This window comes from Kitasatospora sp. NPDC001119, assembly GCF_053598475.1.
In genome coordinates, this window is sequence record NZ_JBSFKI010000004.1 from 229,122 (window position 1) to 246,615 (window position 17,494).

The 17,494-nt window shown below is 77.7% G+C and carries 1 protein-coding gene; it reads right to left on the bottom strand.

Going from position 1 to position 17,494, the window contains the following annotated elements:
• Positions 1–6: 6 nt before the first annotated feature.
• Complete coding sequence (locus ACWDD9_RS07015) at positions 7–17,391, bottom strand: non-ribosomal peptide synthase/polyketide synthase (protein ID WP_449811011.1); 17,385 nt, start codon at positions 17,389–17,391, stop codon at positions 7–9.
• Positions 17,392–17,494: the final 103 nt, after the last annotated feature.

The window sequence follows — 17,494 nt, forward strand, 5'->3', positions numbered from 1 at the left end:
GGGTCCTCACCGTTCGTCATCGTCGGGGCTGCCGGGGGCGGCGGGTTCGTCGGGGCCGTCCAGCGCGGCGGCTTCGAGTTCGCTGAGCACCAGGTCCTCCACCAGGTCGGCCAGGGCGGCCACGGTGCGGGAGACCAGTACGTCGCGGGGGGTGAGCGTGACGCCGAAGGCGTCGTTGGCCCGGGAGGCGATCAGCAGGGCGCGCATGGAGTCGCCGCCCAGCTGGAAGAAGTCGTCGGTGGCGCCGACGGCGGTGCGCAGGGCCTCGGCCCAGATCTCCGCCACCGCCTCCTCGGTGGGGGTGCGGGGGGCCACCCGTCCGGCCGGCTCGGCCTCGGCCGGGTCGGGGGCGGGCAGGGCCGCGCGGTCGGTCTTGCCGCTCGCGGTGAGCGGGAAGCGCTCCAGCACCGCGAAGGCCGTGGGGACCATGGGGCCGGGCAGGGCGCGGGCGGCCAGGGCGCGCAGTTCGGCGGCGGTCGGCGGTTCGGCGCCGGGGGCGGCCAGCAGGTGGGCGACCAGCCGGGGCAGTCCGGGCTCGTCCTCCCGGATGCTCACCACCGCGTCCAGGACGGCCGGGTGGCGCGCCAGCACGGCCTCCACCTCGCCCGCCTCGATCCGGTGGCCGCGCAGCTTGAGCTGGTGGTCGGTGCGGCCCAGGTAGTGCAGTTCGCCGTGGCGGTCGCGGCGCACCAGGTCGCCGGTGCGGTACATCCGGCCGCCGGGCGGCCCGTACGGGTCGGCGGTGAAGCGGGCGGCGGTCAGCCCGGGGCGTCCGAGGTAGCCGCGGGCCAGGGCCGGTCCGCTCAGCCACAGTTCGCCGGGGACGCCGTCGGGCACCGGCCGCAGCCGGGCGTCCAGGACGTACGCGCCGGTGCCGGGCAGCGGGCGGCCGATCGGCGGGGCGGCGCCGTCGGCGGTGAGCGGCGCGGACCAGGTGGCGACGACGGTGGCCTCGGTGGGGCCGTAGGAGTTGACCATCCGGTGGTGCGGGGCCCAGCGGGCGACCAGGTCGGGGCCGCAGGCCTCCGCGCCGACGATCAGGGTCTTCAGCGCGGGCAGGCTGCCGGGGGTGTCGGCCGGCAGGGTGGCGAGGGCGGCGGGCGGCAGCAGGGTGTGGGTGATCCGCTCCGCCCGGAGCAGTCCGGCCAAGTGGGCGCCGAGCAGCGGTCCGGGCTCGGGCACCACCAGCCGGGCGCCGTGCGGCAGGGCCAGGCACAGTTCGAGCACGGAGGCGTCGAAGCTGGGGGTGGCGAAGGCCAGCACCCGGTCCCCCGGGGCCACCTGGTAGTGGGCGGCCTCGGCGGCGGCGAAGGCGGCGAGGCCGCGGTGGGTGACCACGACGCCCTTCGGGGTGCCGGTGGAACCGGAGGTGAAGATGACGTAGGCGGGGTCGTCCGGGTCGAGCGGGCGGGTGCGGTCGGCGTCGGTGGGGCGGTGGCCGGGGGCGCCGTCGGGGTCGGCGGCGAGCAGCTCGGCGACCTCCTTGGCGTCCAGGGTCAGCGCGGGCGCCGCGTCGCGCAGCATCGCCCCGATCCGCTCCTCGGGGTAGTGCGGGTCGACGGGGAGGAAGGCGGCGCCGGTCTTCGCCACCGCCAGTTCGGCGAGCACGGTGTCCGCCGAGCGGGGCAGCAGCAGGGCGACGGTCTCCCCGGGGCCGGCGCCGCGCGCGATCAGCCGGTGGGCGAGGCGGTTCGCGTGCGCCTCGGCCTCGGCGTAGGTCAGCTCCAGGCCGTCCGCGCTCAGCGCGACGGCCTCCGGCCACCGGTCCGCGGCGGCCTCGACCAGGGCGGGCAGGGTCGTCGGGGGCACCGGGGCGAGCGCCGGGCGGGCGGGGCCGTGCAGCAGCCGCTCCCGTTCGCCGGGCGGCAGCAGGTCGAGCCCGTCCAGCGGGGTGGCGCCGTCCGAGGCGGCCAGCGCGTTCAGGGTGTGCAGCAGCTGGTCGGCGAGCCGCCCGGCGGTCCGCCGGTCGAGGAAGCGCGGGTCGTGGCCGAGTTCCACGGCGAGCCGCCCGCCGGGCGAGACGACCACGGTGAGCGGGTAGTTGGTGGCCTCCCGGGCGTCCAGGTCGCGTACCAGCAGGCCGTACGCGCCGGCCGTGGCGTCGCCGACCGGGTAGTTCTCGAAGACCACCAGGCTGTCGAACAGCTCGGTGCCCGGCGGGACCTGACTCAGCCCGTGCATCCTGGCCAGCGGCAGGTGGTCGAAGCGGCGGTCCTCAGCCTGTTCCTCCTGGAGGGTGCGCAGCCAGTCGGCGCAGGGCTGCCGGCCGTCGACGGCGACCCGGGCGGGCAGGGTGGTGATGAACAGGCCGACGATGCCGTCGGAGCCGGCCAGGTCGGCGGGCCGGCCGGAGACGGTGGTGCCGAAGCAGACCCGCTGCTCCCCGCTCCAGCGCGACAGCAGCAGCGCCCAGGCGCCCTGCACCACGGTGTTGAGGGTGAGGCGGTGGCGGCGGGCGAACTCCTGGAGCCGCGCGGTCGCGGCCTCGTCCAGCCGGTGCGAGAGCCAGTCGCCGGAGCGGGCGGTGTCGCCCTGGGCGGGGCGGCGGTCGTAGGGCAGCGGGGTGGGGGCGGCGAGGTCGCCCAGCACGCCGCGCCAGTGCTCGACGGCGGCACCGGTGTCGCGGGCGGCGAGCCAGCGGACGTACTCGGCGAAGGGGCGGCGCTCGGGCAGCTCGGGGCGCTCACCCCGGGCGAGGGCGGCGTGGGCGGCCAGCACGTCGGCGAGGACGTGGAAGACGCTCCAGCCGTCCAGCAGCACGTGGTGGAAGGCCCAGACCACCCGGACCTGCTCCGGGCCGAGCCGGACCAGGTCGAGCCGCAGCAGCGGGGGCCGGTCCAGCACCAGCGGGCGGGCCCGCTGCTCGGCGAGCAGTTCCTCCAGCCGGGCCGCGCGCTCGGCCTCGCCCAGCTCGCTCCAGTCGTGCTCGGCGACCGGCAGTTGCGCCTGGCGGTGGACCACCTGGAGCGGCACCGGCACGTCGCGCAGCGCCACCGAGGTGCGCAGCACCGGGGTGCGGTCGACGACGTGCTGCCAGGCGGCGGCCAGCAGGCCCGGGTCGCGGGCGCCGTCCAGGACGAAGGTGATCTGCTCGACGTAGAGGCCGTGTTCGGCCTCGTCCAGGCCGTGCACCACCATGCCGGTCTGGGTGGGGGTGAGCGGCTGGATCTCCGTCACCTCCCGTCCGGTGCCGGCCAGCCGGTCGACGCCGGCCTGGTCGAGGCCGGCCAGCGGGAAGTCGGAGGGGGTGCGGCCGCCGGCGCCGGGTTCGGCGCAGTGGCGGACGAGCTCCCGCAGCTCGTCCAGCAGTTCGGCGGCCAGCCGGGCGACCGTGCCGCTGTGGTGCACCGCGCGGGAGTAGGACCAGGTGAAGGAGAGCCGGCCCTCGGCGACCAGGCCGAGCACGTCCAGCAGGTGGGGGCGGCGGGCGGTGCGGTCCATGCCGCCGGTGAGCGGGCCGGCCGGGGCGTGCAGCAGGCCGCCGGGGGTGGCGGTCCAGTCCTGCCGGCCCAGGTAGTTGAAGCCGATCCGCGGCAGCGCCAGGCCCGGCACCGGCTTGAGGTGGCGCAGGGCGCCGTGGCCGAGGCCGCCGCCGGGGACGGCGCGCAGGCTCTCCTTGACGGCCTTCAGGGCGGTGCCGGGGTCGGCGTCCGGGGGCACGTCCAGGGCGACGGGGTACATCGTGGTGAACCAGCCGACGGTGCGGGAGAGGTCGACGCCGTCGAAGGGCTCCTCGCGGCCGTGGCCCTCCAGGGCGACCAGCACCTTGTCCTGTCCGGTCCAGCGGGCCAGCACCCGGCCGAGGGCGCAGAGCAGGGCGTCGTTGACCCGGGTGCGGTAGGCCTCCGGGACGTCCTGGAGCAGCCGGCGGGTGGACTCGGCGTCCAGGGCGAAGGTCAGCGACTCCTCGCTCTCCGCGGTATTGGCGCCGTCCAGGTCCACCGGCAGGTCACCGTCCACCAGGCCCTGCCAGTACGGGAGTTCCGCGTCGAAGCCGCCGGCCGCGGTGTGCGCGGCGAGCCGTTCGGCCCAGGCCCGGAAGGAGGTGCTCTTGGCGCCGAGGTCGGGCCGCTCGCCCGCGCTCAGCGCGTTGTGGGCGCGCTCCAGGTCCTCCAGCAGGATCCGCCAGGACACCGCGTCCACCACCAGGTGGTGCGCGGCCAGCAGCAGCACCGGGCGGGGGTCTTCGGCGAAGCGGCAGAGCGCGGCCCGCAGCAGCGGTCCGGCGGCCAGGTCGAAGCCCTCGGCCAGCCGCTCGCCGAGGTCCCGCAGGACGGTCGCGCGCTGCTCCCCCTCGGCGGCGGGCAGCTCGTGCGGGCGCAGTTCGGGGGCCTGGCCGGGGGCGGTGCCGTGCTGGCGCCACCGGCCGTCGGCGAGCGGCTCGTAGCGCAGCCGCAGCGCGTCGTGGTGGTCCAGGACGGCGGCCAGCGCGGCCCGCAGGGTTTCCTCGTCGGTGTCCGGGGCGAGGGTGAAGGAGACGGACTGGGTGAGCCGGGCCGGGTCGCCGTCCAGGGTGTCCAGCAGCCAGTGCTGGACGGGGGTGAGCGGGGCCTCGCCGACCACCGCGCCCTGGTCGGCGGCGGGCTCGGGGCGCGGTGAGCGTTCGGCGGCGCGGGCGAGTTCGGCCAGGGTCTGGTGGGCGAACAGGTGCCGGGGGGTCAGCGCGAGGCCGTCCCGGCGGGCCGCCGAGACGATCTGGATGCCGAGGATGGAGTCCCCGCCGAGGGCGAAGTAGTTGTCGTCCGCGCTGACCTCGGGCACCCCGAGCACCTCGCGCCAGATGGCGGCGAGGGCGCGCTCGGTGTCGGTGCGCGGGAGCCGGCCGGCCTCCGTCGCGGGCGCGGCCCACACCGGCTCGGGCAGGGCGCGCCGGTCCAGCTTGCCGGTGGCGCCGAGCGGCAGCCGCTCCAGCGGCACCACCAGGGCGGGCACCAGGTGGCCGGGGAGGGTGTCGCCGAGGAAGGCCCGCCACTCGGCCTGGTCGGGCAGGGCGCCGTCGCGCGGCACCGCGTAGCCCACCAGCCGCTTGTGGCCGTCCTGGTCGACCACCCGGGCGGCGGCCGCCGACACCCGGGGGTGGCGGGCCAGCGCGGCCTCGACCTCGCCGAGTTCGATCCGGAAGCCGCGCACCTTGACCTGGTCGTCGGCGCGGCCGAGGTAGTCGAGGCCGCCGTCGGCGCTCCAGCGCACCCGGTCGCCGGTGCGGTACATCCGCGCGCCGGGCGGGCCGTACGGGTCGGGCAGGAAGCGGGCGGCGGTCAGGCCGGGGCGGCGCAGGTAGCCGCGGGCCACGCCGGTTCCGGCCAGGTACAGCTCCCCGGGAGCGCCGACGGGCACCGGGCGCAGCCGCTCGTCCAGGACGTAGGCCCGGGCGCCGCCGACCGGGCGGCCGATCGGCGGGTCGCGGTCCGGGTCGGCGGGGTCGCAGGTGTGGGCGGTGGCGTAGACGGTGGCCTCGGTGGGGCCGTAGACGTTCAGCACCCGGCAGCCGGGGACGGCCTCGCGGACCTGCCGGACGGTGCGGGCGGGCAGTGCCTCGCCGGCCAGCACCACGGTGTCCGCCGCGAGGTGCACGGCGCCGTCGGCGAGCAGTCCGCCGAGGGCCGAGGGCACCGCGCTGAGCAGGCCGGCCCGCCAGGGGCCGGGGCGCTCGGCCAGCGCCAGCAGGTCGCGCAGGAGTTCCACGCGGCCGCCGGAGAGCAGCGGCGCGAAGATCTCGAACACCGACACGTCGAAGTTGAGCGAGGTGGCGGCGAGCACGTGGGCCAGGCCGCCGTCGGCGAACTCGGCGGCGGCCCAGTCGGTCAGGGCGAGCACCGAGCTGTGGGCGACCACGACGCCCTTGGGGCGGCCGGTCGAGCCGGAGGTGTGGATGACGTACGCGGGGTGCTCCGGCCGCAGGGCGCCGTGCCGCTCCTCGTCGCGGACGGCGTCGGCGCGGGCGGCGGCCAGGCGCTCGCGGCAGGCCGGGTCGTCCAGCACGATCCGGGTGGACGGGCCGTCGGGCAGCCGGTCGGCGGTCGCCGTGCCGGTGACGACGGCGTCGGGCCGGACGTCCTCGAAGAGGTAGGCGATCCGCTCGGCCGGGTAGCCGGGGTCGACGGGCAGGTAGGCGGCGCCGCTCTTGAGCACCGCGAGCAGTGCCACGGCGAGTTCGACGGTGCGGGGCAGCGCGAGCGCGACGAAGCGCTCGGGGCCGGCCCCGGCCGCGATCAGCAGCCGGGCCAGCCGGTTGGAGCGCTCGTCGAGCTCCCGGTAGGTCAGCTGCTCGTCGCCGGAGCGGACCGCCGGGGCGTCGGGGGTGCGGGCGGCCTGCCGGGCGAAGGCCTCGGGCAGGATGCCGTCCGGTGCCTCGGTGAACGCCCCGCCGAGGCGTGCCACCAGTGCGCGCCCCTCGGCCGGGTCCAGCAGCGGCAGTTCGCCCACCGGCCGGTCGAGGCCGGCCGCCATTCCGGCGAGCAGGGTGCGCAGGCCCGCGCCGAGCCCCTCGACGGTGGCGGTGTCGAAGAGGGCCGGGTCGTGGTCCAGGCCGACCTCGATGGACTCGCCGGGCGCGACCACCACGCTGAGCGGGTAGCTGGTCGGCTCCAGCACCTGCTCGGTCTCCACGCCGAGGCCGTGCCGGGTCAGCGACTGGGCGTCGAAGGGGTAGTTCTCGAAGACCACCAGGCTGTCGAACAGGGCGGTGCCGCCGGGCAGTTCGCTCCAGCCCTGGAGCTGGGCCAGCGAGACGGCGTCGTGCCGGCGGGCCTCGGACTGGTGGTCCTGGACCTCCCGCAGCAGTTCCCGCAGCGGGCGCCGGGGGTCGATCCGCACCCGGGTCGGCAGGGCGTTGATGAACAGCCCCACCATCGAGGTGACGCCGGGGAGTTCGGCGGGCCGGCCGGAGACGATGGTGCCGAACACCACGTCGTCCCCGCCGCCGTAGCGGGAGAGCAGCAGCGCCCAGGCGCCCTGGAGCACGGTGTTGACGGTCAGCCCGGCCTGCCGGGCGGTGTCGCGCAGCCGCTCGGACAGCTCGGCGCCGAGGGCGACCCGCACCGAGGCCGAGGAGGAGGCGCGGTGGGCGCCGGCCGGGCGGCGGTCCCGGGGCAGTTCGGTGGGGGCGGGGAAGCCGGCCAGGGTGTCGCGCCAGTACCGCTCGGCCTCCGCCCCGTCCTGGCCGGCCAGCCAGCGCAGGTAGTCGGCGTAGGGCGCCCGTTCGGCCGGAGCGGGGGCGCGTCCGGCGGTCAGGGCGGCGTAGCGCTCGCACACCTCGTCGAAGACCTGGGCGGCGCTCCAGCCGTCGAGCAGCACGTGGTGGAAGGTCCACACCACCCGGACCCGGGTCGGCGTCAGCCGGATCAGGGCGAGGCGCAGCAGCGGCGCGCCGCCGAGGTCGATGCCGGCCGCCCGGTCCTCGGCGAGCAGCCGGGCGGTGTCCCGCTCGACCTGTTCGGCGGGGCGGCCGGTCCAGTCGTGGTGGGCGACCGGGACGGCGGCCCGGTGCTGGACGACCTGGAGCGGTTCGGCGCCGTCCTGCCAGCTGAGCCGGGTGCGCAGGATCGCGTTGGCGTCGGCGGTCCGCTGCCAGGCCTCGGCCAGCGCGTGCGGGTCGGTGACCCCGTCCAGCACCAGCTGGACCTGGTTGACGTAGGTGTCGCCGTCCGGGTCGAGCAGGCTGTGGAAGAGCATCCCGGCCTGCATCGGGGTCAGCGGGTAGACGTCGGCGACGGCTCGGCCGTCCCCGGCGATCCGGTCCACGGCCGCCTGGTCGAGCCGGGCGAGCGGGAAGTCGGCGGGGGTGCGGCCGCCCGCGCCGGGCTCGGCGCAGTGGGCGACGATCTCCTCCAGGGCGCCCAGCATGGCGTGGGCGAGCCCGGTGACGGTGTCGGCGCGGTGCCGGCCGGCGCTGTAGTACCAGCCGATCTCCAGCTCGCCGTCCTCGACCCGGGCGACCACGTCCAGCAGGTGGGGGCGCTCGGTGCCGGGCGCCTCCGCGCCGCCGAGGCCGCCGGGGACGGCGCGGACCAGGGCGGCGCCGTCGGCGGACCAGTCGAAGCGGCCCAGGTAGTTGAAGGCGATGCCGGGGGCGGGCGCGTCGGCGAGCGCCGCGTCCCGGGCGAGGTGGCGCAGCGCGCCGCACCCGAGGCCGCGGTCGGGCACCGCCCGCAGTTGCTCCTTGACGGCCTTCAGGGCGGTGCCCCAGTCCCCCGCCGGGACGTCGAGGGCGACGGGGAAGAGCGAGGTGAACCAGCCGACCGTGCGGGACAGGTCGAGGCCGTCGAACAGCCGGTCCTCGCGGCCGTGGCCCTCCAGGCCGACGGCGACGGTGCCGCGCCCGGTCCAGTCGGCGAGCACCCGGCCGAGCGCGGTGAGCAGCACGTCGTCGATCCGGGTGCGGTAGACCGCGGGGACCTGCCGCAGCAGGGCGTCGGTGCGGTCGCGGTCCAGCCGGACGGTCACCTCGCGCAGGTCGGCGGCGGTGTTGGTACCGTCGCCGTCCACCGGCAGCGGGGTGGCGCAGGCCCGGGCGGCGGCCGCCCAGTGGTCGCGCTGCCCGTCGAAGCCGCCGGCCGCGGTGTGCGCGGCCAGGCGGCGGGCCCACTCCCGGACGGAGCTGGTGCGGGCGGGCAGCCGCAGCGGGCGGCCCTCGACGGCCTGCCGGTAGGCGGTCTCCAGGTCCTCCAGCAGCACCCGCCAGGAGACGCCGTCGACCACCAGGTGGTGGACGGCCAGCAGCAGCCGGTCGGGCCGGGCGCCGTCGCCCTGGAACAGCCGGGCGGTGAGCAGCGGGCCGTCGGCCGGCCGGAAGGAGGCGTGGGCGGCCGCGGTCACCGCCTCCTCGGTGCCGTGGCCGTGGACCTCCAGCAGCTCGGGCGCGGCCTCCTCGGCGGGGGCGCAGTGCTGCCGCCAGGTGCCGTCCTCGGCGCGGGTGAAGCGGGAGCGCAGCGCGTCGTGGTGGGCCCAGAGGGCGGCCAGGGCGCGGCGCAGGGCCCGGGGGTCGACGGCGCCGGGGGCCTCCACCACCAGGGACTGGTCGAAGTGGTGGGCGTACGGCGGGTTCGGGTCGAGGAACCAGCGCTGGATCGGCGTCAGGCCGACCTCGCCGCCGACCGGTTCGGTGCCGGCGACGGTGACGGCGCTGCCGGCCGCTGCGGCCAGGGCGGCGACGGTGGGGTGCCGGAACAGGTCGCGCGGGGAGAGCGCGAGGCCGGCGGCGCGGGCCCGGGAGACCACCTGGATGCTCAGGATGGAGTCGCCGCCGAGCAGGAAGAAGTCGTCGTCCAGCCCGACCCGTTCGACCTCGAGCAGCTCGGCCCAGATCGCGGCGAGCAGGCGCTCGCGGTCGGTGCCGGGGGCGCGGTGGGGGCGGTCTCCGCCCGCCGCCGCCCAGTCGGGGGCGGGCAGCCGGCGGCGGTCCACCTTGCCGTTGGCGGTGAGCGGGAGTTCGGGCAGCGTGACGAAGGCCGCGGGCAGCATGTAGTCGGGCAGGTCGGCGGCCAGGTGGGCGCGCAGCTCGGCGGCGCCGGGCGGCTCGGCGCCCTCGGCCGGCACCAGGTGGGCGGCGAGGCGCTTGCGTCCGGCGTCCTGGTGGAGCGAGACCACGGCTTCGGCGACGGCCGGGTGGGCGGTGAGCCGGGCCTCGATCTCGGCGGGTTCGATCCGGAAGCCGCGGATCTTGATCTGGTCGTCGGCGCGGCCGACGAAGTGCAGTTCGCCGTCCGCGCTCCACCGGACGGTGTCGCCGGTGCGGTACATCCGGGCGCCGGGCGGGCCGAAGGGGTCGGCGAGGTAGCGGGCGGCGGTCTCGCCGGGGCGGCCCGCGTAGCCGCGTGCGAGCCCGGCCCCGGCGATGTACAACTCACCGGTGATGCCCGGCGGTTGGGGCTGGAGCGCGCCGTCCAGGACGTACGCCCGGGTGTTGTCCAGCGGGCGGCCGATCGGCAGCGTGGCGGGCAGTTCGTCGCCGTGGCGGAAGGCCCGGCGGGTGGCGAAGGTGGTGGTCTCGGTCGGCCCGTAGCCGTCGACCACGGTGAGGCCGGGGCAGGCCGCCAGGACCTTGCGGACGGCGGCGCCGGGCACCGCCTCGCCGCCGGTCCACACCTCGCGGACGCCGCGCAGGCAGCCCGGGTCCTCCTGGGCGAGCAGCCGGAACAGCCCGGCCGTCAGCCACAGGCAGGTCACCCCCTGCTCGGTGACGGCGTGCCGGACGGCGGCGGCGTCCAGGTCCTCCGGAGGGGCGAGGACGGCGGTGGCGCCGCGCAGCAGCGGCACCCACAGCTCGTAGGTGGCGGCGTCGAAGGCGTGCGGGGAGTGCACCAGCACCCGGTCGTGGCCGGTGAAGGCGCGGTCCAGGGCGAGCGCGGCGACGTCCCGGCGGCGCACCGCGACGCCCTTGGGGGTGCCGGTGGAGCCCGAGGTGAACATCAGGTACTGGACGTTGTCGGGGTGGACGGCCGCCGGGGACGCGGCCGGCGCCCCGGTGCGGTCCGACCGGTCGACGCGCAGCACCCGCTCGGCGGGGCGCAGCTCGGCGGCGGTGTCCGCCCAGCGGGCGTCGGTGAGCAGCAGCTCGGCGCCCGCCTCGGCCAGCATCCGGTGCAGCCGCTCGCGCGGCGCCCGGCCGTCCAGCGGCACGAAGACGCCGCCGGTGCGGACCAGCGCCAGCTGGGCGACGACCAGCTCGACGGAGCGCTCCATCAGCACCCCGACCGGCTGCTCCACCCGGACCGCGTGCGCGGCCAGGTGCCCGGCCAACTCGGCGGCCCGGGCGTCCAGTTCGCGGTAGGTCAGGCGCTCGTCGCCAGCCTCCAGGGCGACCGCCCCGGGGGTGCGGAGCACCTGCTCGGCGAACAGCTCGGCGATGTCGGCCGCGGGCTGCTCGACGGCGGTGGCGTTCCAGTCGACCAGGACGCGGTGCCGCTCCTCGGCGGTCAGCAGCGGCAGCCGCGCGGGCGGGCGGTGGGCGCCGGCGGGCAGGCCGGTCAGCGCGGCGGTGAGCCGGCCGGCCAGCCGCCGCACGGTGGACTCGTCGAACAGCCGCGGGTCGTAGCAGAGCCGCAGGGACAGCTCCGGGCCGGGGTAGGCGAGCAGGGCGAGCGGGTAGTTGGTGGTCTCGATGCCGTCCAGGTCGCGCAGCCGCAGGCCGTGGGCGTCGGCCGCGTCCTCGTCGACCGGGTAGTTCTCGAAGACCACCAGGCTGTCGAACAGGCCGGTCTGCTCGGACAGTCCGGTGCCGGCCCGCATCCGGGTGAGCGGGACGAAGCCGTACCGCCGGTCCTCGCTCTGCTCCCGCTGGAGGGCCTGGAGCCAGTCCAGCAGGGTGCCCTCGGCGGGCACCATGGTGCGGGTCGGCAGGGTGGTGATGAACAGGCCGGTCATCGACTCGACGCCGGGCAGCTCGGGCGGCCGCCCGGAGGAGGTGGTGCCGTACACCACCTCGGCCCGCCCGGCCTGACGGCCCAGCAGCACCGCCCAGGCGCCCTGGACCAGGGTGTTGAGGGTCAGCCCGGAGCCGCGCGCGAGGTCCTCCAGCGCCCTGGTCGCGGCGGCGGGCAGGGTGAACGGCACGGCCCGGGTGGACTCCGCGCGGTGGCTCTGCACCGGCTCGCGGTCGTACGGCAGCGGCGTCGCCTCCACCAGCCCGGCGAGGCGGGTGCGCCAGTGCCGTTCGGCCTCGGCGTGGTCGCGCCCGCCCAGCCAGGCCAGGTAGTCGCGGTAGGGCCGGCGCTCCGGCACGGTGCCGTACGGGACCTCAGGCCCCGAGGCCAGGGCGGCGTGCACCGCGAAGACGTCCGAGAGCACCTGGAACAGGCTCCAGCCGTCCAGCACCAGGTGGTGGAACGACCAGAGCACCCGCACCCGGCTGTCCGAGAGGCGGATCAGCAGCAGCCGCTGGAGCGGGGCCCGGGCGAGGTCGAGGCCGCGGGCCCGGTCGCGGTCCAGCAGTTCGGCCAGCCGGGTGCGGCGCTCCTCCTCGGGCAGCGCGCGCCAGTCCAGGTGGCTGACCGGCACGGCCACCCGGCGGTGCACCACCAGCAGCGGCTCGGGCACCTCCTGCCAGCGGACGTGGGCGCGCAGCACCGCGGTGCGGTCGGTGACCCACTGCCAGGCCTCGGCGAGGCGGGCCGGGTCGGGCACCCCGTCGAGGACGAAGTCCAGCTGCTGGAAGTAGGCGCCGCTGTCCTCCTCGGCGAGGCCGTGGAAGAGCATGCCGGACTGGGTCGGGGTGAGCGGCAGGACGTCCTCCACCGCGCCCGGGTCGGCGCCGGTGATCAGGTCCACCGCCGGCTGGTCGAGCCGGGCCAGCGGGAAGTCGGACGGGGTGCGCCCGGCGGCGCCGGGGGTGGTCGCGTGGCGGGCGAGGTCGGCCAGCTCCTCGGCGAAGCGCCGGGCCAGTGCCTCGACGGTGGCGGAGCCGTGGACGGCGGCGGAGTGGAACCAGGTGAACTCCAGCGCGTCGCCGTCCAGTCGGCCGACCACCTCCAGCGGGTGGGGGCGCTCGACCGCCGGATCGGCGTCCAGCTCCAGCGGCCGGAAGGTGCCGCGGAACAGCCCGTCCGGGTCGTCCGGCAGGGCGATGCGGCCCAGGTAGTTGAAGCTGATCCGGGCGGCCGGCACCTCGGGCGCCGTACCGGGGCGGCCGAGGTGGCGCAGCGCCTCGAAGCCGAGGCCGCGCCGGGGGACGGCGCGCAGCTGCTCCTTGACCTGCTTGAGGACGGCGTCCCAGCCGGCCCCGGCGGGGACGGCCAGGGCGACGGGGTGGCGGGTGGTGAACCAGCCGACCGTACGGCCGAGGTCGAGGTCGGCGAACAGCTCCTCGCGCCCGTGGCCCTCGACGTCCACCACGACCCGCTCCAGCCCGCTCGCCCCGCACAGCGCCCGGCCCAGCGCGCTCAGCAGCACGTCGTTGGCCTGGGTGCGGTAGGTGTCGGGCAGGGTGCGCAGCAGGGCGGCGGTGTCGGCGGGGCTCAGCCGGACGGTGACGGAGCGTTCGGTGGCGTAGCTGTCGGGGCCGTCGAGCTCGGCGGGGAACGGCTCGGCGGCGGGCTTCCCGAGCTCTTCGTCGGACTGCCCGGGCACGGCCCCGGCCCAGTACGCGGACTCGTCCTCGAAGCCGCCCGCGGCGGCGAAGGCGCTCAGCCGCTCGGCCCACTGCCGCAGCGGCGAGGACTTCGCCGGGAGGGCGGCCGCGCCGTCCCGGCCCTCGCGGCGGGCCCGGTACGCGGTGTCGAGGTCCTCCAGCAGGACCCGCCAGGAGACCCCGTCGACCACCAGGTGGTGGACGGCCAGGTGGAGGACCGGGGGCCGGCCTCCGGCGCGCTCGTGCAGGACGGCCCGCAGCAGCGGGGCGCCGCCGGCCAGGTCGTACGGGCCGAAGTGCGGGGTGTCCTGGTCGGGGCCGGTGTGCCGGGCCAGGGTGGCGCGGGCCGTCGGTTCCTGGATCCGCCAGCGCACCGCGCCGGCGCCGTCCGGAGTCATGAAGGCGGAGCGCAGCGCGTCGTGGTGGGCGACCAGGTCGTTCAGGGCCTCCTCCAGGGCCGCCCGGTCGAGGTCGCCGGGCAGCAGCAGGGAGACGGCCTGGGCGAAGTGGCCGGCCCGGCCGGCGGCCCGTTCGAACCACCAGCGCTGGATCGGGGTCAACGCGGCCTCCCCGGTGGCGGCCACCGGCGCGGGCGCGGCGGGCGCCTCGGCGTCCTCCGCGGCCAGGGCGAGCGCGGCGACCGTCTGGTGGCGGTAGAGGTCCCGGGAGGTCACCGCCAGCCCGGCCTGCCGGGAGCGGGCCACCACCTGGATGCCGAGGATGGAGTCGCCGCCGAGGTCGAAGAAGTTGTCGTCGGCGCCGACCCGCTCCAGCCGCAGCACCTCGGCCCAGATGCCGGCCAGCGCGCGTTCGGCGGGGGTCCGGGGGGCGACGTGGCGGGGGGCGGCCGCGGCGGGGGCGGGGGCCGGGTCGGTCTCCCCGCCGCGGGGCTTCGCCCGCTCCTCGACCCGGCCGAGGTGCTCCAGCCCGCCGTCGGCGGTCCACCGCACCAGCTCGCCGGTGCCGTACATCGCCTCCCCCGGCGCGCCGTACGGGTCGGGGACGAGCCGCTCGTCCGGCTGCTCCGGGAGGTAGCCCGCGAGGTACAACTCGCCGGGCACCCCGACGGGTTGGGGGCGCCGCGCGCGGTCGAGCACGTGGACCCGGCTCCATCCGGACGGCCGGGCCGGGTCGGTGCCCGGGAGCTCCCGCGGCGGCTTCCGGGAGGCGAGCAGCGCGCGCTGCTCCTCCTCGGGGATCATCGGCAGCTCGGCGAGGGTGCGCCGCGGCCCGTCCGCCATCCCGGCCAGCAGCCGGTGCAGGTGGCCGGCCAGCGCGGTCACCGTCCGCCGGTCGAACAGGTCGGTGTCGTACTCGACCGTCAGCGTGCAGCCGCCGTCGGCCTCGTCGGGGGTGAACTCCAGCACCAGGTCGAAGCGGGCGGCCGGGCGGGGCAGCGGGTGGTCGGTGAAGCGCAGCCCGCCGGCGGGCGCCGGGGCGGCGGGGGTCTGCTGGACGACGGCGACCTGGACCAGCGGGGTGCGGCTGGGGTCGCGGGGCGGGGCCAGTTCCTCGACCACCCGGTCGAAGGGCACCTCGGCGTGGGCGAAGGCGTCCAGCAGAGTGGTGCGCATGGACTCCACGAAGCGGTCGACGGTGGCCTGCTCGTCCACGTCGCCGCGCAGCACCACGGTATTGACGAAGAAGCCGGTCACCTCCTCCAGCTCGCGCCGCTCCCGCCCGTTGACGACGGTGCCGAGGGCCACGTCCCGCTGGCCGGAGTGGCGCGAGAGCAGAAGCGCGGACGCCCCGGCGAACAGGGTGAACACGGTGGTGCCGCGGCCGGCGGCGAGGTGGCGCAGCCGGTCGACCAGCTCGGCCGGGAGGTGGTGGCGGTGCGCCGCGCCGCGGCCGGCGCGCTCGGCGGGCCGGGGGCGGTCGGTGGGCAGCCGCAGGGTGGGCAGGCCGGCCAGGGCGCGCTTCCAGTAGGCGAGGTCGGACGCGTGGTCGGCCGGGCGGTGCTGCTCCCAGTGGGCGTAGTCGGGGTACTGGAGGGCGGGGGCGGGCAGGCCGTCGGGTTCGCCGGTGGCCTCCGCCCGCAGGAGGGCGGCCAGTTCGCGGGTGAGGACGCCGACCGACCAGCCGTCGGTGACGATGTGGTGCTGCGCCAGCAGCAGCAGGTGCTCGTCGGCGGCGAGCCGGACCAGCAGCGCCCGGCTGAGCGGGCCCCGCGCCAGGTCGTAGGGCCGCTCCAGCTCCTCGGCGAGCAGGCGGTCGGCCGCTTCGGCGCGCTCGCCGGCTGGCAGGGCGCCGAGGTCCTCGGTGCGCAGCGGCAGGTCGGCCCGCTCGGCGACGTGCTGCTCGAGCCGCCCGTCGACGGCGGTGACGGTGGTGCGCAGCGCGTCGTGCCGGGCGGTGAGCCGCCGCAGGGCCCGGCCGAGGGCCTCCCCGTCGAGGTCGCCGTGCAGCCGCAGGGCGACGCCGGTGTGGTTGCCGGTGCCGCCGGTGGCGAGGTCCTCCAGGAACCAGAGCCGGCGCTGGGCGCTGGAGAGCGGCAACGGCTCCCCGCGCGGGGCGGGCGGGACGGGCCCGGTGGGCGCGGCGGCGGCCGGCCGGTCGAGCAGCGGCGCGAGGGCGGCGACGGTGCGGGCGGTGAAGATGTCCCGCAGGGTGAGCCGGACGCCGAGGCGCTCGGTGATCCGGGCCAGGGTGCGGGCGGCGAGGACGGAGTCGCCGCCGAGGTCGAAGAAGTCGTCCTCGGCTCCCACCGCGTCGAGGCCGAGGACCTCGGCCCAGACGGCGGCCAGGGCGCGCTCCCGTTCGGTGCGCGGGGCGAGCCCGCCGGCGGCGCCCTGCCGGGCGGGCGCGGGCAGCGCCCGCTGGTCGATCTTGAGCTGCGGGGTGAGCGGGAAGGCGGGCAGCACGACGACGGCGGCGGGCACCAGGTGGGCGGGCAGCGCGGCGGCCAGGGCGGTGCGCAGCGCGGCCGGGTCCGGGGGCAGTTCCGGGTCGGCGGGCGTGGCGTAGCCGACCAGCCGGGTGTGGCCCGGTTCGTCCTCGCGGACCACGACGACGGCCTGGTCGACGGCGGGGTGGGCGCGCAGCGCGGCCTCGATCTCGCCCGGCTCGATCCGGAAGCCGCGGACCTTGACCTGCCGGTCGAGCCGGCCGAGGAACTCCAGCTCCCCGTCGGCGGTGAACCGGGCCCGGTCGCCGGTGCGGTAGAGCCGGGCGCCGGGCGGGCCGAAGGGGTCGGCGACGAAGCGGGCGGCGGTCAGGCCGGGGCGGCCGAGGTAGCCGCGGGCGACGCCCTCGCCGCCGAGGTACAGCTCGCCGTCGGTGCCGGGCGGCTGGGGCCGCATGGCCTCGTCGAGCACGTACACCCGGGCGTGCGGCAGGGCGCCGCCGATGGTGGGCGCGCCGGTGCCGGCGGTGAGCGGGCCGGTCCAGGTGGCGACGATGGTGGCCTCGGTCGGGCCGTAGGAGTTGACCATGCGCCGGCCGGGCGCCCAGCGGTCGACCAGCTCGGCGGAGCAGGCCTCGGCCCCGACGATCAGGGTGCGCAGGTGGCGGCCCGCGCCGGCCGGGACGGTGGCCAGGGCGGCGGGCGGGATCAGGGTGTGGGTGATGCGCTGCCCGTCCAGGACGGCGGCGAGTTCCTCGCCGAGCCAGGGGCCGTCCGGGGGGATCACCAGGGTGGCGCCGGTGAGGACGGAGACGAACAGTTCCAGGACGGAGGCGTCGAAGCTGGGCGAGGAGAACTGGAGCACCCGGTCCCCCGGCCCGACCGCGTAGTTGTCGATCGCCGCCGCCGTGAAGCCCGCGATCCCCCGGTGGGTGACGACCACGCCCTTGGGCGTCCCGGTGGAGCCCGAGGTGTAGATCACGTACGCCGGGTGGTCGGTGCCGTCGGCGGCCGGGAGGTCGGTGCGGTCCCGGTCCTCGGGGCGCTCCGTCTCCAGGGCCGCGCGGACGGCGGCCGGGTCGTCCAGGACGAGCGCGGGGGCGGCGTCGGCGAGCATCAGCGCCCGCCGCTCGGCGGGGTAGCCCGGGTCGACGGGCAGGAAGGCGGCGCCCGCCCGGACGACGGCCAGCTCGGCGGCGACCAGCTCCATGGAGCGCGGCAGGACCAGGGCCACCGTCCGCTCCGGCCCGGCGCCGCGCCGGCGCAGGTCGCGGGCCAGCCGCTCGACGCGGTCGGCCAGGTCGCGGTACGTCCAGCTGCGCTGCCCGTCGGTCAGCGCGGGCGCGTGCGGCGTGCGGGCCGCCTGGGCGGCGAACAGGGCGTCCAGGGTCCGGGGCGCCGCCGACGGTGCGGTGGTGCCACCGGCCGGCGCCTGCGGCGGAGCGGTCGGGCGCACGGGCTGGGCAGGCCGGTCGGCCATGGCGGAAGGTCCTTCCGAGGGGGGCGACGACGAGGGCGGCGGGGCAGGCGGTGGCCGGCCCTCGGCCCCGGGGAACGGTGCGGGGTGTCGGTGCAGGGGTGGG